General features: G+C 50.4%; 17 protein-coding genes. 5 read left to right on the forward strand and 12 right to left on the reverse strand.

The window, feature by feature from the left end; translation table 11 throughout:
- Positions 1-72 precede the first annotated feature (72 nt).
- The 10 genes from MKQ68_RS15995 to MKQ68_RS16040 form a co-directional block, all read right to left on the reverse strand.
- Positions 73-483, reverse strand: a complete 411-nt coding sequence (locus MKQ68_RS15995; protein ID WP_244840451.1) for a hypothetical protein — start codon at positions 481-483, stop codon at positions 73-75.
- A gap of 47 nt (positions 484-530) precedes the next feature.
- A complete protein-coding gene (locus tag MKQ68_RS16000) occupies positions 531-1,403 on the reverse strand; it encodes an argininosuccinate lyase (protein ID WP_264279993.1) in 873 nt (290 codons plus the stop codon).
- 24 nt (positions 1,404-1,427) lie between these two features.
- Positions 1,428-2,495: a M20 family metallo-hydrolase gene (locus tag MKQ68_RS16005; protein ID WP_244840452.1), complete on the reverse strand. Its 1,068-nt coding sequence runs from the start codon at positions 2,493-2,495 to the stop codon at positions 1,428-1,430.
- A gap of 2 nt (positions 2,496-2,497) precedes the next feature.
- Positions 2,498-3,289, reverse strand: coding sequence for an acetylglutamate kinase (gene argB / locus MKQ68_RS16010; protein ID WP_264279994.1), 792 nt, complete (start codon positions 3,287-3,289; stop codon positions 2,498-2,500).
- Between the two features lie 5 nt (positions 3,290-3,294).
- Positions 3,295-4,251, reverse strand: a complete 957-nt coding sequence (locus MKQ68_RS16015) for an N-acetylornithine carbamoyltransferase (protein WP_264279995.1) — start codon at positions 4,249-4,251, stop codon at positions 3,295-3,297.
- 42 nt (positions 4,252-4,293) lie between these two features.
- A complete protein-coding gene (locus tag MKQ68_RS16020; RefSeq protein ID WP_264279996.1) occupies positions 4,294-5,418 on the reverse strand; it encodes an aspartate aminotransferase family protein in 1,125 nt (374 codons plus the stop codon).
- 33 nt (positions 5,419-5,451) lie between these two features.
- On the reverse strand, positions 5,452-6,441 hold the full coding sequence (gene argC, locus MKQ68_RS16025; RefSeq protein WP_264279997.1) for an N-acetyl-gamma-glutamyl-phosphate reductase: 990 nt from the start codon (positions 6,439-6,441) through the stop codon (positions 5,452-5,454).
- A gap of 27 nt (positions 6,442-6,468) precedes the next feature.
- Positions 6,469-7,671 (reverse strand): argininosuccinate synthase, encoded by a 1,203-nt coding sequence (locus MKQ68_RS16030; RefSeq protein ID WP_264279998.1) that lies wholly within the window; start codon positions 7,669-7,671, stop codon positions 6,469-6,471.
- A 42-nt stretch (positions 7,672-7,713) separates the two neighbouring features.
- Positions 7,714-8,460, reverse strand: coding sequence for a GNAT family N-acetyltransferase (locus tag MKQ68_RS16035; protein ID WP_244840458.1), 747 nt, complete (start codon positions 8,458-8,460; stop codon positions 7,714-7,716).
- A 477-nt stretch (positions 8,461-8,937) separates the two neighbouring features.
- Entirely contained in the window at positions 8,938-10,956 is a 2,019-nt protein-coding gene (locus MKQ68_RS16040; protein WP_264279999.1) for an alpha-L-fucosidase, read from the reverse strand.
- 220 nt (positions 10,957-11,176) lie between these two features.
- Between MKQ68_RS16040 and MKQ68_RS16045 the strand changes: the two genes are divergently transcribed.
- Positions 11,177-12,574 (forward strand): Gfo/Idh/MocA family protein, encoded by a 1,398-nt coding sequence (locus MKQ68_RS16045; protein WP_264280000.1) that lies wholly within the window; start codon positions 11,177-11,179, stop codon positions 12,572-12,574.
- Positions 12,575-12,686: 112 nt separating this feature from the next.
- Here MKQ68_RS16045 and galK read toward each other — a convergent pair whose 3' ends face one another.
- The gene (galK, locus tag MKQ68_RS16050; protein WP_264280001.1) at positions 12,687-13,850 is read right to left on the reverse strand and encodes a galactokinase; all 1,164 of its coding nucleotides are present in this window, start codon (positions 13,848-13,850) and stop codon (positions 12,687-12,689) included.
- A gap of 637 nt (positions 13,851-14,487) precedes the next feature.
- Positions 14,488-15,789: a sugar MFS transporter gene (locus tag MKQ68_RS16055; RefSeq protein WP_264280002.1), complete on the reverse strand. Its 1,302-nt coding sequence runs from the start codon at positions 15,787-15,789 to the stop codon at positions 14,488-14,490.
- Positions 15,790-15,993: 204 nt separating this feature from the next.
- Between MKQ68_RS16055 and MKQ68_RS16060 the strand changes: the two genes are divergently transcribed.
- From MKQ68_RS16060 to MKQ68_RS16075, 4 genes are read left to right on the forward strand one after another with little or no spacing between them, the layout of a single operon-like run.
- A complete protein-coding gene (locus MKQ68_RS16060; RefSeq protein ID WP_264280003.1) occupies positions 15,994-17,427 on the forward strand; it encodes an MFS transporter in 1,434 nt (477 codons plus the stop codon).
- The gene (locus MKQ68_RS16065; protein WP_264280004.1) at positions 17,399-18,364 is read left to right on the forward strand and encodes an ROK family protein; all 966 of its coding nucleotides are present in this window, start codon (positions 17,399-17,401) and stop codon (positions 18,362-18,364) included. The genes MKQ68_RS16060 and MKQ68_RS16065 overlap by 29 nt, the downstream gene beginning before the upstream one ends.
- A gap of 11 nt (positions 18,365-18,375) precedes the next feature.
- Positions 18,376-19,437, forward strand: coding sequence for a glycosylasparaginase (locus MKQ68_RS16070; RefSeq protein WP_264280005.1), 1,062 nt, complete (start codon positions 18,376-18,378; stop codon positions 19,435-19,437).
- A complete protein-coding gene (locus tag MKQ68_RS16075) occupies positions 19,434-20,186 on the forward strand; it encodes a copper homeostasis protein CutC (protein ID WP_264280006.1) in 753 nt (250 codons plus the stop codon). The genes MKQ68_RS16070 and MKQ68_RS16075 overlap by 4 nt, the downstream gene beginning before the upstream one ends.
- Positions 20,187-20,284 lie beyond the last annotated feature (98 nt).

Raw genomic sequence — 20,284 nt, forward strand, 5'->3', positions numbered from 1 at the left:
CCTATCCTTCTTATAAAAACTAAAGAGGCCGTCTTGCATTAAGACGGCCTCTTCGTTTATCAGCAATAGTGATTACGCCAGTAACGTATCCACCGCTTTGTGTACTTTTTCAAAATTGAAATCCGCCAGCACTTTATCCATCATGCCTTTGATCTCTGCGTTGCAGAGGTTACCGATGCTACCTTCATGCGTATGATGCACATGGGTATCTGTCATGAACGAGCCATTCTCGATATCCATTCCCACTTTCTTATACGCTTCGCGGAAAGGAGTACCTTCCAGCACGAGGTTGTTCACCACTTCCACGCTGAAAAGATATTTATACTTTTCATCCTGCAGGATATTCTCTTTCACTTTGATGTTTTCGATCATCAGCTTCGCCATATGAATGCACGAAGTGAGTGTACCGAATGCAGGAAACAGATTTTCCTTCAGCAGCTGTAAGTCACGATGGTAGCCGGATGGCAAGTTCACCGTCATCATCGCGATCTCGTTCGGCAGGGCCTGGATCTTATTGCCATGTGAGCGGATCAGTTCCCAAACATCAGGATTTTTTTGTGTGGCATAATGCTCGAACCGGTCGTTAACTCGTCCGGGAAGCTGATGAAGCCGAAGTTCTGGTTCATGAACATACAGGCGTCCATCGCCATTTTCGACAGTGTGGCGGCAATACCGGCCAGTGCGAAAGCAACGATCTTTTCTGTTTTACCACGACCCATTTGTGCGTACACCACGTTGTAGTTGAGGTCTTCAAAACCGAGCAACTGCGTAGTCATGGTACGATTCAACGGGAAAGAAGAACCGTAACCGGCAGCGGAACCCAGCGGGTTTTTGTTCACGGTTTTGTAAGCACCTTGCAATACCACCAGGTCGTCTACCAGGCTCTCCGCATAAGCGCCAAACCACAAGCCAAACGAAGATGGCATAGCGATTTGCAGATGGGTATAACCGGGCAGCAGGTGATTTTTATATGCCTCGCTCTGTTGCTGCAACAGGTCGAACAACGCTTTTACTTCACCCACCAGCACTTCCAGTTCGTGACGCAGGAACAGCTTTAGGTCCACTAAAACCTGGTCGTTGCGGGAACGGCCACTGTGGATCTTTTTGCCTACTTCTCCAAGGCGGCGGGTGAGCAACAATTCCACCTGGGAATGAATGTCCTCCACTCCTTCTTCCAGTTTAAAATCGCCGCTTTGTATTTCTTTGTAGATGTTTTTCAGCTCCTGTTGCAGGATGGTCAACTCGTCTTTTTCCAACAGGTTGATGGACTGCAGCATGGCAATATGCGCCAGCGATCCCAGCACGTCGAAGGGTGCAAGGTAGGTATCCATTTCCTGGTCTTTACCTACCGTGAACTTTTCTACAGCGGCCAGGGCTGCCTTATCTTTTTGCCATAATTTCATATCGCTCGTGTTACGATGAATACATTACGCATTCACCATGGTCAATAATCTGATGTAAGTATCAATCCCCTGCTGAATTTCTTCCAGGTAGATAAACTCGTCCGCCGTGTGTGAACGTGCGCTGTCACCAGGGCCGATCTTGATCGACGTAGCCGGTATCAGCGCCTGGTCGGAAGTAGTGGGCGATCCGTAAGGTTTCTTACCGATGCTTAAACCCGCCTGTACAAACGGATGGTCCAGCGGTATGGAAGATGGGCGCATACGCATGGAGCGTGGCTTCACATCGCACTGCACGTTTTGTTTTACGGTGTCCAGTATCTCTTCCAGGGTATATTTGTCTGTAGCCCGCACGTCTACTACAAACGAGCAGTCGGCCGGCACTACGTTATGTGCTTTGTTGGAAGTTTGTATCACGGTCACACTCATCTTCACCGGCCCCAGTGTTGGCGACACTTCCGGGAAACGGTAATCGCGGAACCAGGCAATGTCGTTCATTGCTTTATATAAAGCGTTTTCGCCCTCTTCACGCGCTGCGTGACCTGCTTTGCCATGACTGGTACAATCGAGCACCATCAAACCTTTTTCGGCTACGGCCATGTCGGTCAACGTAGGCTCGCCTACGATCGCAAAATCGATGGGCGGCAAATCTTTCAATATACTCTCAATACCATTTACGCCGCTGATTTCCTCTTCGGCAGTCGCCGCCAGCACGATATTATAGCGCAGGTTTTCTGCTTCATAAAAGTGGCAGAAAGCCGCAATCAGGCTAACGAGGCAACCGCCGGCATCGTTACTGCCGAGGCCATACAGCTTACCGTCCACCACATCCGGCGAAAACGGATCGCGGGTGTATTGCGGATTGGGCTTTACGGTATCGTGGTGAGAGTTAAGAAGGATGGTGGGTTTGGCGGGATCGAAGTGTTTATTACGCGCCCAAACGTTATTCAGGTGTTGCTGCCAGCTTACGCCCCTGTCGGACAGGAATTGCGCGATAGCAGCGGCAGTCCCCTCCTCTTCCCGGCTAAGGGAAGGAATGGAGATCAGCTGTTGTAAAAGTTGTACTGCGTCGTCATAGCGTCGTTGGTCCCACATAATCAGCGTATTAATGTACCGGCTACGGCTCCCGTGGTATTCGGCAGCACATCGTTGGCATGTCCTATCAGCACTTCATTCACCCCGCTTTCGATGGCCGAAAAAGCATTTTCCAGCTTTGGCAGAATACCGTCGGACAGTACGCCGTCCGCCAGTAACTGTTGATATATTTCGCGGTCGATCAGGTTGATCACCGCATTGTCGTCATTCGCATCGCGCAGCACGCCGCGTTTCTCGAAGCAATAGATCAGCCGCACGGTGTAGTGTGCAGACAAAGCCGTCGCAAGGGAAGACGCGATCGTGTCGGCATTGGTATTCAATATCTGGCTGTTGCCATCGTGTGTAAGCGGCGCGAATACCGGCGTAAGACCAGCTTCCAGCATCGCTTTCAGCGGAGCAACATTTAATTTTGATGGTTCAACATCGCCTACAAATCCGTAGTCGATGGTTTTTACGGGGCGTTTTACAGCGGGAATAATATTCGCATCGGCGCCGGTTAAACCTATGGCATTACATTGCAGCGATTGCAATTTAGCGACCACCTGTTTGTTCACCAGTCCGCCGTACACCATGGTCACCACGTCGATGGTAGCTGCATCAGTAATCCTGCGGCCGTCAACGTACTTACTTTCAATACCCAGCTTATCCCCAATGCGGGTGGCTATTTTGCCGCCGCCGTGGATCAGCACCTTATGCCCTTTGACCTGCGCGAAATCAGCCAGGAACCTGTCCAGCAATGCCGGGTTATCGATAACGTTGCCGCCTACTTTAATTACATACAATGCTTCCGCCATAAATACTATTTTCCGTTCTTCAGGATTTCACTCAATACTGCCTGGGCCGCCCATACACGGTTACCCGCTTCCGGGATCACGATGGAGTTTGGCCCGTCGAGTACTTCGTCGGCGATCACCACATTACGACGCACCGGCAAACAGTGCATGATTTTCGCATCGTTGGTATTCTTCAAACGCTCGTTGGTTACCATCCAGGCCGGATCAGAATTGATGATCTTTCCATAGTCCTGGTAAGACGACCAGTTCTTCACATACACGAAATCTGCACCTTCCAGGGCCTTCTCCTGGTTGTACTCAATTTTCGCGCTGCCGCTGAATTTCGGGTCCAGTTCATATCCTTCGGGATGGGTGATGGTGAAATCTACTTCTCCCCAGGCGTTCATCCACTGTGCAAAAGAGTTGGGAACAGCCTGCGGCAACGCTTTTACGTGCGGTGCCCAGGTCATTACCACTTTCGGTTTGCGGGGCGCGGTCCAGCGTTCTTTGATGGTGATCACGTCGGTAAGGCTCTGCAACGGGTGCAGGGTAGCACTTTCCAGGCTCACCACCGGTACGCCGGCGTACTTAATGAACTGGTTGATGTATTTCTCTGAGTAATCTTCCTGCTTATCTTTCAAACCAGGAAAAGTACGGATGGCCATAATATCGAAGTACTGGCCCATTACCGCTGCTGCTTCTCTCACGTGCTCGGAGGTGTTGCCGTTCATGACAACGCCATCGTTCATTTCCAGCTGCCAGCCTTCTTTATCGATGTTAAAAACCACGACTTCCATACCCAGGTTTCGCGCGGCTACCTGTGTACTGAGGCGGGTACGTAAACTGGGATTCAAAAAGATCATTCCCAGTGTTTTGTTTTCTCCTAAACCTTTATCCTTGTGAGGATTCTTCTTGTAATCCAGGGCGATGTCCACTAACCGCGGCACACCCGGAACGTCTTCAGTTGAAATGAATTGTTTCATGCTGATTCCATGTTAAGACCTTTCGGCCTGCGCGTTTGATAATTATGCTAATTCCTCTTTTAATGCGGACAAAAACTGGTCTGCATGTTCCTGTGTAAGGGCCAGTGAAGGCAGCAGCCTGATCACGTTTGGCTTTGCTTCACCTGTAAATATTTTGTGCTTCGCTAAAAGGTTCTTTCTAACATGCGACAGCTCCTCCGGCAATTCGATACCGATCATTAAGCCCCTGCCCCTTACTTCTTTAATTTTCGGGAGAGATTTCAATTGCTCCATCAGGTAGTTGCCGATCTTTTCTGCGTTCGCGATCAAACCATCCTGCTCGATCACCTCCAGCACAGCGAGTGCCGCCGCGCAAGCCAGGTGATTACCGCCGAATGTAGTGCCCAGCAATCCGTAAGACGCCTGGAACTTTGGTGAAATACTGATCGCGCCGATCGGGAAACCATTGCCCATTCCTTTCGCCATCGTATAGATATCGGCGTTGATACCCGCCCAGTCGTGCGAGTAAAATTTACCGCTCCTGCCATAACCACACTGTACGGAGTCAGCGATGAAAGCGGCGTTATGCGTATCGCACAGTGTCCTGATTTTTCTCAGGAAACTATCACTCGCTACGTTAATACCACCTACACCTTGTATGCCTTCGATGATCACGGATGATACTTCATACTGCTGAAACGCCTGTTCCAGCGCAGCTTCATCTTCCCAGGGGAGAAATACTACGTTGTCGGTTTCATTCACCGGCGCTACGATTTTCGGGTTGTCTGTAACCGCTACTGCCAGGGATGTTCTGCCGTGAAACGCCTTTTTAAATGCGATCACTTTCTTCTTGCCATTGTGGAAAGATGCCAGTTTCAGCGCGTTCTCGTTCGCTTCAGCGCCGGAGTTACAAAGGAACAGCTGGTAGTCGGTTTTGCCGGATACTTGTCCCAGTTTTTCGGCCAGTTGCACCTGCAAAGGAATCTTTACAGAGTTGGAATAGAAGCCCACTTTGCCAAGTTGCTCCGTGAGCCTTTTTACGTAGTGAGGATGGGTGTGACCGATAGAAATAACGGCATGGCCGCCATACATATCGAGATATTGTGTGCCTTTATCGTCCCAAACATTGGAGCCGAGGGCCTTTTCAATTACTATATCGTTAATTGGATAAACGTCGAACAGTTTCATTGTGCTTGTAAGATTACCGGTTTACACCGTGATTTAAAATACGATTGACTTCAGTTTCAATCCTGCCGTTTCCTCCAGTCCAAACATCAGGTTCATGTTTTGCACCGCCTGTCCGGACGCGCCTTTCAGGAGATTGTCCTCAATCGAATGGATGACCAGTTTGTTACCGGTTTTTTCCAGTTGAATGAGCACTTTGTTGGTGTTCACTACCTGTTTCAGATCGATTTGCTTTTCGCTTACGTGGGTAAACGCAGCATCTGCATAAAAATCTTTGTACAGTTTGATGGCATCTTCCAGGGAAAGGTCGCAGGATAGATAAGAGGTGATCCAGATGCCGCGCGGATAATCACCGCGAACAGGCACAAAGTTGATCTCCCCGCCGAAAGCAGGCTGCATAGCCTGCAGGGTTCGTCGTATTTCTTTCAGGTGCTGGTGGGTAAGCACTTTGTACGTAGACACGTTGTTTGCTCTCCAGGTAAAGTGGCTGGTAGCCTGCAGGCTTTGACCTGCACCTGTGGAGCCGGTAATACCGGTGGTATGCACTTCGTTCAGCAAACCGGCCTTTGCCAGTGGCAGAAGACCTAGCTGGATAGCGGTCGCAAAACAACCGGGGTTGGCGATGTTATTCGCCTGTTGAATAGCTTCCCTGTTGGCTTCCGGCAAACCGTACACAAATTCCCTTCCCGCCACGCTTTCGCCTAAACGAAAGTCCTGGCTAAGGTCGATGATTCTTGTGTAGGCCGCAATCGGCGTAGCCTCCAGGAACTTTTTAGATTCTCCATGACCGAGGCAGAGGAACAGTACGTCCACTTCCTGCATCTCGCCCGTGAAAGTAAGTTCAGTTTCGCCCAGCAGGTCGGCATGCACCGCGTATAGCGGGTTGCCGGCATTGCTGCGACTGTGCACAAAGCTCAGTTCCGCATTCGGATGGTTCAGCAATAACCGGATGGTTTCGCCCCCGGTATATCCTGCGCCGCCAATAATGCCGGCCTTCACTTTGTTATGTTGAGTTTGTTCTTTCATCTTATAAGAAGGGAACTTTCGTTCCGCTTATTTGCCACCTTCCAGTGATTCCTTCACCTGGTGCCAGATCATTGTTTGGTTACCGAATATTTTGGTGAAGCCCCTTACGTCTTCCCCGGTCCAGCCCTGGTTCATTTCGCCATACTTGCCGAACTTGCTGCTCATCAGATCGTAATCGGATTTGATGCCGGTTACCTGGAAGCGGTAAGGCAGCAGGCTTACATATACTTCACCGGTTACGTTCTCCTGGCTGTGCGTGAGAAACGCTTCGATGTCGCGCATTACCGGGTCCATGATCTGACCTTCGTGCATCCAGTTACCATAGAACTGCGCCAGCTGGTCTTTCCAGCTCAGCTGCCATTTGGTAAGTACGTGTTTTTCCAGGGCGTGGTGCGCTTTGATGATCACCATCGGTGCGGCAGCTTCAAAACCTACGCGGCCTTTAATACCGATAATGGTATCACCTACGTGAATGTCACGGCCGATGGCGAACGGACCAACAATATCCTGCAGGTAAGTGATCGCATCGGTAGGGTGACTAAATGTTTTATCATTGATGCCGGTCAGCTCGCCTTTAGTAAAGACCAGTTTTACGTTTTCCGGATCATTTTTGGTGAGCTGTGTAGGCCATGCAGCTTCAGGCAGGAAGCCATCGGAAGTAAGCGTTTCTTTACCACCTACGGAAGTGCCCCAGATGCCTTTGTTGATGGAATACATCGCCTTGTCAAAGTTCATCTGCACACCTTTCGCTTTCAGGTAGCTGATCTCTTCTTCGCGGCTCAGTTTCATGTCACGGATCGGAGTAATGATTTCCACGCCGGGGATCATGATGTTGAAGATCATATCGAAACGCACCTGGTCGTTACCGGCACCGGTAGAACCATGCGCCACCGCATCTGCCTTCATTTCTTTCGCATACTCGCCAATGGCCAGCGCCTGGCTCATACGCTCTGCACTTACGCTTAACGGGTAAGTGTTATTTTTGAGAATGTTGCCGTATACCAGGTAACGGATCACCTTGTCGTAGTAGGATTTAACGGCATCTACAGCTTTATGGCTTTTAACGCCCAGGCTGTAAGCGCGTTTCTCGATTTCCTGCAACTCTTCTGCAGAAAAACCGCCGGTGTTAACAATAACAGAATGTACTTCATATCCTTTTTCTTCCGAAAGATATTTAACGCAGTATGAAGTGTCCAATCCACCGCTAAAACCCAGAACTACTTTTTTCATGGTGATCCTATGTATGTTGTTTAAAAATGATTGCAAAAATAACTACCAGCTGAACAGGAAAAAGCGTTTTTTCCCTAACACGGCACCACCGCCTTCTTTACGGGATTTCAACAGCACAAATCTTTTGTAACGCAGCCAACGCTCAAACAGTTTGAAGTTGGTCTTGAAACTGCGTTTCCTGCGCTGCCCGGCAGATTCGGCGCCGTTCAGTTTCACCATCGGGTTTACTTCCTCGCTGGCTACGTGCGGTTCCTGCGGCTGCTGGTCTTTTTCTTTGTCGGCCGGATCGTACAGCATGGCGGTACACAGGCAGTTCTTACGACCTTTGGCAGTAAGAATATCAAAGTTGATACAGCTGCGGCAGCCTTTCCAGAACTCCTCGTCATCGGTAAGCTCTGAATAAGTAACCGGCTCATAACCGAGTTCGGAGTTGATCTTCATCACAGCCAGGCCGGTGGTGAGACCAAATATCTTCGCATCGGGGTATTTTACCCGCGACAATTCGAATATTCTTTTCTTGATGGATTTTGCCACGCCGTGGCCTCTGAATGCAGGGTTAACGATCAGACCGGAGTTGGCGACAAACTTTTCGTGTCCCCAGGCTTCGATATAACAAAAACCTGCCCACTCTCCCGATTGAGAAAGCGCTATCACTGCCTTGCCCTCGTCCATCTTCAGCTTGATGTAGTCGGGGGAACGTTTAGCAATACCCGTACCCCTGGCCTTTGCGGAAGATTCCATTTCGTCCGTAATGGTTTTGGCATATTCGTGATCGTCAGATGTTGCCACCCTGACGATTATCTCCTGATTTTCCAATTTCTTCTAAATTGAAAACGTTAACGATAAATAAAATAAACTTGGATTGAATCCATTGCTGGAATGTTCCCCCTTGTATCAAAGGACAGACAAAGGGGTGATAGCCAAACACAAATCGCGCCAGCTATCAAATGCGAGGTCGTCGGGCAAGATATCTAAAGACATTGTTCCCAATAGTATACAAGCCTTCTGAGAGAGAAGGATGGAAAGGTGAGATCTTATGGGACTCAAAGTTTTTCAACTTCAGTTAAGCGTTAAATTGTGATAAATCTTGTTGCCTTTAGTTTTAAGATAACTGCAAAGTTATAACAATATTTATTATTGATGCTATTTTTTTGTGTTAAAAAGTCACCCATTCTCCTCGGGGCCACAACGGGGTTACATATTATAAAAAAAGAGAAAGGACGACACATCCCTTCTCTTTTCAAGCGTACATTTTTTAGTTCAGAATCATTTGGTTATGATACCCAGCTCGGCAACACTTGCCCAATGCTGCCTGGGATTGGCGCCACGCAGGGCCACAAAGCGTATGTACCTCGCCTTCACCGTGCGGTCAAAAAGCACCCGCTGTTGCACCGGGCTGTTAAGAATATTATCGAAAGCTCCTTTAAGTAGGTAGTCCCCCCAGGTTTTGCCGTCCAGGCTGGTTTCGAACATATATTCTGCGATCACACCGTTGGGCTGCTCCCCGCCTACGGGCAGATACGTAAAGCCTTTCAGGTGTAACACTTCGCCAAGATCAACTTTTATTTCATGCGGGTAGCCGTTATCGCCGCCAGGGGTCGACCAGGCAGTTTTCGGATCGCCATCGATCGCCAGTTCGGGCTGCCGCCTGGGTGCCGCGGTATCTGCGTAGGTTACGCGCCATTTGGTGGGTGCAATGTCGTATTCAGCCGTTACGGTCGCGGCAGAACGTTTACCATTGTCTACAAACGCCTTTGCTTTTACCGTACCGCCCGCCGCAAAAGGAATGGGGCCGGTGTAACGCGGCGATTTGATCGTAGGCTCGCTGCCGTTGAGGGTGTAATGCAATGCCGGATCGGCAGAAGCCGCCGTAATGATCACATCGCCCTGTTTGTTGCGACTGAATACCGGGCTGGCCAGCACTTCCGGCGCACGAAACAGTGCCACTTCGCTGATCAGCGCCGGCGCTTTGGCATCCAGGATGGTAATGCGCAGCTTCGTAGCGGTCGTCAGCGGTAAACGCAGGATACGTTTGTAACCGATCGTCGTTTGGCTGGCAATTTCTTTGTAAGCACCGTTCTGCCAGGCTTCCACCTTAAACGCCCGCACACGCTGCCCGTAAGCAATCGCCTCCTGCACCTGGAAACGGTTAAACGTTACGGCCTTCGGGAACGTCAGCTCGAAAGCGGCGTCTTGGGCCGTGGGGGCCGTCCAGAAGGTATTCGTATTGCCGTCGGTTAACACCCCCGTGCCTTTTGCGAGGTTGCGTTTGAACGTGGCATCCAGCTCCTTACGCAACTCCATCAACCGTAAAGAATCATTTTTATGAATAAGGCCGCGGCGATCAACCGGGATGTTCAGTAACAAGTTGGCGTTACGACCCACAGAGCCGTAGTAAATGTCGAGCAGCTCGTTGAGTGACTTCACTTTATCATCCGTAGCCGGACTGTAAAACCATCCCGGACGGATGGATACATCTGCTTCGCCGGGTACCCAGTCTGTACCGTTCTCCTGTCCTTCATTCAACACCTTCTCGATACCGCCGGAACCTGGCGCAAACTCGCTGCGATTCAGGGTGCTCCAGTTCGTTTCGCCTGCAAAGCCACGTTCATTGCCGATCCACCGGCAACCAGGACCCGCATCGCTGAAGATGATCGCATCGGGATGATGTTTGTACACCGTACCATTAAACAGCGGCCAGTCGTACACTTGCTTTTTACCGTTCGGACCTTCGCCGTTCGCCCCATCAAACCATTGTTCGAATACATCGCCATACTTGGTATGCACTTCGGTAAGCTGGTTCACGAACGTCTGGTTATATTTATCCGTACCGTAGTCAGGATGATTGCGGTCCCAGGGTGACAGGTATACGCCGAACTTCAGGCCGTATTCCTTACAGGCGGCGGAGAGTTCTGCCAGCACGTCGCCCTTGCCATTTTTCCATTTGCTTTCGCGCACGGTGTGCGTACTGTAGGCGCTCGGCCACAGGCAAAAGCCATCATGGTGTTTAGCGGTGATGATAATACCTTTCATACCGGCTGCCTTCGCGGTACGCGCCCATTGGCGGGCGTCCAGCTGCGAGGGATTAAACACGGCCGGGTCCTCATCTCCATGGCCCCACTCTTTGTCGGTAAAGGTGTTTACGCCAAAGTGGATAAACATGTAATACTCCATGTTATGCCAGGCCAGTTGCGCCTTTGAAGGCACGGGGCCCACAGGCGTCTGCGCGTTCGCGCCCGCCAGTATCGAACTGAAAAGAGAAAATAGTAAGATCGTTTTCTTCATAATGACTTGGTATCTTCTAAATGTAAGGCGTCTGAAGTGAATATACGGCGGTGGCTTAAAAAACAGGTATGGTAGGGTAAAATACTATGGACTGCAACCGTTTGCAGTTTCCGACTATCACATAAGTGTCAGAAAAAAATCCAGCTTATTGCATTTACCCTTTCTATTTAGCTATTTTTAAAGCGTCTATGTTTCAATAATTTTTCAATTACCCACTTTTATGAACAAACATCTGCACCGCAGGAGTTTCCTGAAGAACACGGCGGCGGCGGGCATTGGCCTGTCATTGCTGAACACCCCGGCCCGGCTGCTGGCCTCCCAAAAAAAGGATAAGGTGCGTGTTGCCATTATCGGCGTTGGCGCCAGGGGCATCGGCCATCTTGATCTATGCCTGAAGCGCAGCGACGTTGATGTAGTGGCCATCGCGGACCCCGACACAGAACGGGCCATTCCGCAAAGCCGTAAGATGATCGAAAAGGCTTACGGCACAAAGAAGAAAGTGGCCGAGTACACCAAAGGCCCCGAAGATTACCTGAACATGCTGAAACGCGGCGACATCGATGCGGTGATTATTGCCACCCCCTGGGAATGGCATACACCACAGGCTGTAGCAGCGATGAAAGCAGGCATCACACCCGCGGTGGAAGTTTGCGGCGCCAGTGATGTACAGGAGTGCTGGGACCTGGTGAACGCCAGCGAAGCGAACCGCGTACCGGTTTTTGCCATGGAAAACGTATGTTATCGCCGAGATGTAATGGCGGTGTTAAACATGGCGCGCCAGGGCCTGTTCGGTGAACTGCTGCATCTGCAAGGCGGCTACCAGCACGATTTACGTGCGGTGAAGTTCAACGACGGCAAACAAATTTACGGCGGTGGCGTGGAGTTTGGCGACAAAGCGATTTCGGAAGCCAAATGGAGAACGAACCACTCGGTGCACCGTAACGGCGACCTCTATCCCACGCACGGCCTCGGCCCTGTTGGTACGATGATCGACCTTAACCGCGGCAACCGCCTGGTATCGCTTACTTCTGTCGCCACGAAAGCGCGCGGCCTGCACAAGTACATCGTGGAAGGCCCTAACGGTGGCGCCAATCACCCGAACGCCAAGGTACAATTCAAACTGGGCGATATCGTAAGTTCCCTGATCCAGACGACGAACGGTGAAACGATCATGCTTAGCCACGACACGAACCTGCCACGCCCCTACTCGCTAAACTTCCGCGTACAGGGTACGAATGGTTTATGGATGGACGATATCCACTCCATTCACATCGAAGGCAAAAGCAAACCACACAGCTGGGACAAAACCGGCGATCCCAAAGATGCAGAAAGCTACTTCGGCAAGTACGAACACCCGTTGTGGGCGAAGTATGCGAACGACGCATCTGGTGCGGGTCACGGAGGTATGGACTGGTTTGTGATCAACTCGTTCATCGAGTCTATCAAACGCGGCACGCCTTACCAGCTCGACGTGTACGACCTGGCTACCTGGTATGCGATTACGCCATTAAGCGAGCAATCTATCGCGGAAGGCGGCTCCGTTCAGTACATCCCGGACTTTACCCGCGGACAGTGGATCAACCGCAAACCCATCTTTGCACTCAACGGCGACTATTAATCGTTGTTTGGAACATACAATACGAAGCCCCGGCAGCCTGGAAGCGCCGGGGCTTTTTATATGCAAAAGCCCCGGAATACAAAGTATCCCGGGGCTTTCAAAATTATCAATATTAGTGCACCGGCTCCTCTTCAAAAACCGTTACACCTGCTTCTATGCTGGTTACATACACTTCCATCACTTCATCAAACTTTTCGCTGTAAAGTTTTTTCATACCCGCAACAAACGCATCTGCCTTAGCTGATTTTACCAGGTTGATCGTACAACCGCCGAAGCCACCACCCATCATACGCGCACCGGCAACGTCCGGGTTATTGCGCACACAGTCTACCAGGAAGTCTAACTCCGGACAGCTTACTTCATACAGTTTGCTCAACCCATCGTGCGAGCCGTACATCAGTTTACCTAAGCCTTCCAGGTCGCCGTTTTTCAGCAACTCAGTAGCCTTCACCACGCGCTCGTTTTCCTGCGTAACGTACAGGCAGCGGTCGTAAATTTTACCGGGCAATTTGTCTTTATATTGTTCCACCTGCGCAGCAGTAACATCGCGCAGGCTATTGATGCCGGGAATAAATTCCTTAAGGATCTCAACGCCCTTTTCACACTGCTCGCGGCGCACATTGTACTCCGAGCTGGCCAGTGAATGATGCACCATGGAATTACATAACACGATCTTATACGTGTCTGAAAATTTGAACGGGAAGTATTGATACTCCAGGCTGCGACAGTCCAGCAGCATCACCTCGTCTTTACGACCATGCAGGTTCGCAAACTGGTCCATAATACCGCATTTCACACCTGGGAAAGTATGCTCCGCAATCTGCCCGATCTTCGCCATTTCCATACGTTCTATGCCGAAGCTCAGTAACGTATCGAGCGCAGCGATCAAACCACCTTCCACCGCAGCGGAAGAGGACAGTCCCGCTCCAACAGGAATGTCGCCATGCACGACACAATCGAAGCCTTTTACATCGTAGCCCCGTTGTTGGAGGTGGTACACAACACCCATCAGATAATTGATCCAGCCGGAAGTGGGTTTAATATTTTTCAGGGAAAAAGATTCTTTTTCGCCGGTGAAAGTCGCGTAGGCATTCACGGTATCCGTACCGTTCAACGCAACGGCATACACGATTTTTTTGTCTATCGCAGCGGGCAGTACATAACCTTCGTTATAGTCGGTATGCTCTCCAATCAGGTTGATCCTGCCGGGGGAAGTAACGATCAGTGGCGTATTTCCATATAATTCGTGGAATCGCAGTTTTGCTTCGTGGATCATAAAAACAGTAATAAACGTATTTCGTACACCTAAAAATAGGAAAAGACTTGGAACTTTCCTTCAACCCATCAAAAAAATTATGCCATAACATTTACATATTTGGTAATCAGCTATTTATCCCCTAATCCTCCCCAGTTGCGACGCTCCGTTCATCTTCACGCGCTCCTGGTGCCACCCAACCGGGGTACGGGCTACCCAGCTCCCTTAAGATACAGCATCTTGCTGCGGATGTATACGCATGGCGGCTACATCCTCCGAGGATCCTTTAAGCTTCTTAGGTTCATCTTAGGTTAATAGTTCGTTCATATTAGGTTCAACTTAGGTTGATGAGCCTAAGTTGAACGAAGGTTGAACCTAGGATGAACGAAGGATCAACCTAGGGTCCTTAAGGGATCCTCGAAGGATCCCCGAAGGATTTCCGAAGGTTACTGCAAGGTAGATCGAAGGACCATCGAACGGTGCTGCAAGGTTGAGCGAAGGATTATCGGCAGTTGCAGGAGATATATAGACGATCCGGGAAATAGCCGGCCGCTGGTTGCCATGATCCGCTATTGTTCCACGATGACAGCATCCACGCACACCAAAAAGCCGCCCCCGTAACGGAGCGGCTTTTCTCACTTATATGAAATCTTTCAGCTTAAGCAGTCGCCAGTTTCGGCAGTCCTTTTTTATGGCCAGCCACCGCGAAGTACAGGATGTACAGGTAGCAAGGGATCATGATCGCGAAAGGAAGCTGGCGGTTACCGGTGGCATCGGCCAGTGCGCCATACACCAATGGCAGCAGCGCGCCGCCGGCAATACCCATGATCAGCAACGCGGAGCCCAGTTTGGTAAAGCGGCCCAGTTTGTTGATCGCCAGTGGCCAGATGCCAGGCCACATCAACGAATGCGCAAAGCTTAACAGGATCATAAACGCTATCGATGTGATGCCTGTCGTTAACAATGCACCAATGGTAAAGACAACGCCCAGTATCGCAGAAATCACTAACCCGGTTTTCTGTGACATGTATTTCGGGATCGTGATAATACCGATGATATAACCTACGGTGAAGCCGATCAGGCTGTAAATACCAAAGTTGTTGGCGACGTCTTTGCTAATGCCGTTATACTCGCCGTAAAGCGTCAGCGAGTCGATCGCCAGCACTTCCACGCCTACGTATAGGAACAGGCAAAGCACGCCCAGCATCAGGTAAGGGATCTGGAAAACGGAGGTACGGCCGTACGAATCAACATTGGAAACAGTCGGCTTCTCTTCTTCCTCTGTATTAATCTCCGGAAGGTTCGATTTTCTTACCATAAACGCCAGCAGCAGCAGTACACCCGCCATGATGAGGTAAGGTATGATTACACGTGACGCCAGCAGGTCCAGTTCGTTCTCCAGTTCAACACCCGTTAAACCTTTGATCTTTTCGGACAGTTCGTTGGTATCGCTGAACAGCAATTTACCCAGTACGAGAATGCCCGTCATACCCGCGATCTTGTTACAAATGCCCATGATGCTGATGCGTTTAGCAGCGCTTTCAATTGGGCCTAAGATCGTTACATACGGGTTAGACGCGGTTTGCAACAGTGCGAGGCCTGTGCCCTGTACGAACAATCCTAGCAGGAACAGCGGGAAAGTACGCAGCTGTGCGGCCGGCACGAAGATCAATGAACCGATCGCCATGGTGATCAATCCGAGTGACATGCCCTTGGTAAAACCAATGCGCTTTAAGATGCCGGAAGATGGGATGGCCATCACGAAATAAGAAATGTAAAATGCAAAGGTGACGAAGAATGCCTGGAGGTCGGTTAATTCACAGGCTTGTTTCAGGAAAGGTATGAGTACACTGTTTAGCCAGGTTACGAAGCCGAAGATGAAAAACAACATCCCGATAATAAACATAGCTTGCTTGTAACCACCTGCGTTTGCGCCTGACGTGGCCGTTTTACTTGTCATAGATCCAATTTGGTTAATAAAAAGGTATAATTCTAGTGCTAGCTGCTAACTTAACTTTTAAAACCCGATTTTCATAGTTATTTTCGCTAAAACGTTTTTGCTTTAAGAAAATAAGGCATTACATTTGGATTTTTCCATGTTTCGAAAAAAAATATTTATACATTTATTGACTTTAAATTTCACAAAACTAACATTAACAGGACTATGTCGTCGACGCAGCAAGTTAAACGGGGTACTTCCCCGTCGTTCTTTGTGCTGGTAATGGTTTTCTTCTTTTGGGGCTTCGTTGCCGCCTCAAATGATATCCTGATTCCACTGTTCAGAGAAAAATTCAACATTCAAGGCTGGCAATCACAATTAGTAGGTTTCGCCTTTTACGTGGCCTACTTTGTAGGCGCGGTCATCTATTTCCTCGTTTCAAGTGCTATTAAAACAGATCCGCTCAACCGGATGGGGTACAAAAATGGGATTATCTACGGCCTCATATTTTCCGGCCTCGGTACACTCATCTTTTACCCGGCTGCAGAATTACAGTCCTTCCCGCTCATGCTTACCGGCCTGTTCGTGGTGGCGCTTGGTTTCGCTCTGCAACAGATCGCAGCTAACCCATTCGCTATCGCGCTGGGCGACCCGGCAGATGGTGCTAAACGTCTGAACCTGGCAGGTGGTATCAACAACTTCGGCGCCACCCTCGGCCCCGTTGTAGTGAGTGCGGCTATCTTCGGCGACATTGGTCCGGATGCTGCGAAAAACGCATCTATCAACGATGTAAAAATACCTTACCTGGTACTGGGCGCGTTGTTCGTACTGGTAGCTGTGTTCTTCAAAATTTCCAAACTGCCTGCTATCCGTAACGACGAAGCAGTGGAGAAAGGCTTGGGCGCCTTGAAGTATCCGCAGCTGGCATTGGGCATGGTGGCCATCTTCACCTACGTAGGTGTGGAAGTTACCATCGCCGCTAACCTCGGCGACTACCTGCGTCATACCCAACAGCTGGATTCTGCGAACATCTCACAATACGTTTCCCTGTTCTGGGGCAGCATGATGATTGGTCGCTGGACGGCTGGTTCCAGTGCCTTCAACCCATCACCGAACCTGAAAAAAATACTGACGGTCATTATTCCTTTCGTAGCTTTCGCAGTGTTCCTGGGTATTAACATGGCACGTGGTACAGATGTATCTGACCTGTATGTATATGCTTACTGTATTATCGCGCTGATCATCGCATTCTTCCTGAGTCAGGACAAACCTGCAAGGCAGCTGCTGATCTTCGCCAGCTTCGGTATTATCGCGATGCTGATCGGTTTGTTCACTACTGGTAAAGTAGCACTGTTTGCCTTTATCAGCGGCGGTTTGTTCTGCTCCGTAATGTGGCCTTGTATTTTTACACTGGCAACTGCTGGTTTGGGTAAATATACCAGCCAGGGTTCAGCCTTCCTGGTGATGATGATACTCGGTGGTGCGATCATTCCTGTATTACAAAGCCTGCTCGGCGGTGTAGAATGGATCGGCATTCACCACTCCTACTGGTTACCGGTAGCATGTTTCGCGTACCTCGCATTCTTCGCAATCAAAGTTAAAAACATATTAAAATCTCAAGGCATCGATTATGAGTCAGCAATTAGCGGTGGGCATTGATATTGGCGGCACCAATACGAAATTCGGCATTGTAGATCGCCGCGGTAATATTATTTCAGATGGCAGAATGCTCACCGGTGCACATCCGGAAGTATCGATGTTCATCGACGAACTTCACGGCCACCTGTCTAAGCTGATTGATGCTGCAGGAGGTATGTCACAAATAAAAGGTATCGGCGTAGGCGCTCCTAACGGCAACTATTACACGGGTAATATCGAATACGCACCAAACCTCCGCTGGCACGGTGTAATTCCTTTGGCCAACCTGCTGAACGAAAAATTCGGTGTACCTACCCGCCTCACCAACGACGCTAACGCAGCGGCCATCGGTGAAATGCAGTACGGTGCGGCGCGTGGCATGAAAGATATCATTATGATCACCCTGGGCACAGGCGTGGGCAGCGGTATCATCGCCAACGGTCAAATGATTTATGGTCACGATGGTTTTGCGGGCGAACTGGGTCACTGCATCGTAGTGCCTGGTGGCAGACTGCACCCCGGTACAGGTATGCGTGGCTCCCTGGAGTCATACGCTTCCGCTACCGGCGTAACCAATACGGCGATCGAGTTCCTCACAGAACGTACGGAAGAAAGCCTGTTACGTAAGTATCAGAAAGAAGAGATCAACTCTAAAGTGATATTCGATGCAGCTATGGCGGGCGACCACCTGGCGCAGGAAGTATATGCGTTCACCGGTAAAATACTGGGTGAAGCACTGGCGAATTTCGTGATGTTCTCCAGCCCCGAAGCGATCATCCTGTTCGGCGGCCTCACCAAGGCGGGCGACCTGATCATGAAGCCGGTGAGGGAACATATGGAGAAGAATTTACTGCCGATTTTCCAGAATAAAGTGAAGCTGATGTTCTCTGAACTGAGAGAAAGTGACGCGGCTATCCTGGGTGCAAGCGGCCTTGCATGGGAGATACAAGAATCGTAACTGATGTGAATATGCAAAACAGACGTAAATTTTTAAGCAGCGCCCTAGTTGGCGCTGCTGCCTTTTCACTGGGTTTGCCCGCAGCGGAAGCGCAGGAAAAAAAGAAAAGGAAACGTGCCGGCAAAGCTTCCGGCCCGATCGTGATATCTACCTGGGACTTCGGCCGCGCAGCCAACCGTGCTGCCTGGGATGTGTTGAAGACCGGCGGTACTGCGCTCGATGCGGTAGAAGCCGGCGTTAAAATACCCGAAGCAGATCCGAACAACCATACCGTGGGTTACAGCGGCTTTCCCGACCGCGACGGCCGGGTTACGCTCGACGCCTGCATTATGGACGACAAAGGCAATTGTGGCTCCGTAGCGGCCCTTGAGCACATTGTACATCCGATCTCCGTGGCACGCGCCGTGATGGAGAAAACACCGCACGTGATGCTCGTAGGCGATGGCGCCTTGCAATTCGCACTGGCACAAGGTTTTGAGAAAACGAACCTGCTCACGCCGGAGTCAGAAAAGGCCTGGAAAGAATGGCTCATTAAAGCGGAATACAAACCCGTTATCAACATCGAAAACAAATCGTACGACAAAGGTCCGTCGGCGTTCAATCCGCTGATGCTGCCGGGCAACGTATACAATCACGATACGATCGGCATGGTCGCGCTGGATGCCAATGGCAACCTTTCCGGCGCCTGCACGACCAGCGGCATGGCGTTTAAAATGCACGGCCGCGTAGGCGACTCCCCTATCATTGGGGCGGGATTGTATGTGGATAACGAAGTGGGCGCGGCTACCTCTACCGGTTTAGGCGAAGAAGTGATCCGCGTAGTGGGCAGCTTCCTCGTGGTAGAACTGATGCGCCAGGGCTATTCTCCCGAAGCGGCCTGTAAAGAGGCAGTTACCCGCATCGTGAAGAAAAATCCGGAACGCGCCAAGGGAATACAGATCGGGTTCCTGGCGCTCAACAAAAAGGGCGAGCATGGCGCTTACTGTTTACACAAAGGTTTTAACTACGCAGTATGTACCGGCGATACGGAAGATAAAAACATCCTCATCGACGGTAAACAATACTTTTCATGAAGATAACGCTTGAAATATGTGCGGCCTCCGTGGCATCATGCATAGCCGCGCAGGAAGGCGGTGCAGATCGTATTGAACTGTGCGACAACCTGCTGGAAGGCGGCACCACGCCCAGTTATGCAACGATCTCACTGGCGAGGGAAAAAGTGAACATCGCACTGTACCCTATCATTCGTCCGCGTGGCGGCGACTTCCTGTACAGCGACCTGGAATTTGAAACGATGAAACGTGACATTGCGATCTGTAAACAACTTGGCTGCGATGGCGTCGTAATCGGCATACTCACGCCGGATGGCAAGGTGGATATCGGGCGTAACAAAACGTTGGTAGCACTGGCCTGGCCGATGGGCGTTACGTTTCATCGTGCGTTTGATATGACCGACGATCCCATGCAGGCATTGGAAGATGTGATTGCCACCGGTTGCGAACGTATACTTACCTCCGGGCACCGCAACACCGCGATCGAAGGCGCTTCGCTGATCGCGGAACTGGTACAGAAAGCGGATGGTCGCATTACAATCATGGCAGGTTCGGGCGTACGGTCGACCAACATCGCGGAGCTGATCTCCACTACCGGTGCGCAGGAGTTTCATACCACTGCGAAGGCTTACAGCGATAGTGGCATGGTTTATCGCAACCCGAATGTTAGTATGGGCGGCATACCCGGCGTACCTGAGTATGGTATTTCCCAGACACAGGCAGCGGAGGTGAAACTCATCCTGAGCATCGCAGGCGAAACAAATAATTAATAATACATCCTACAGATAGGCTTGCAGGCCCGTTCATTCACTGGACGGGCCTGTTGCTTTATATCATCACGCGGCGACCTCCTCCGGTAGGAATGATT

The sequence above is a fragment of the Chitinophaga horti genome (genome assembly GCF_022867795.2).
In the GTDB taxonomy this organism is placed as follows: domain Bacteria; phylum Bacteroidota; class Bacteroidia; order Chitinophagales; family Chitinophagaceae; genus Chitinophaga; species Chitinophaga horti.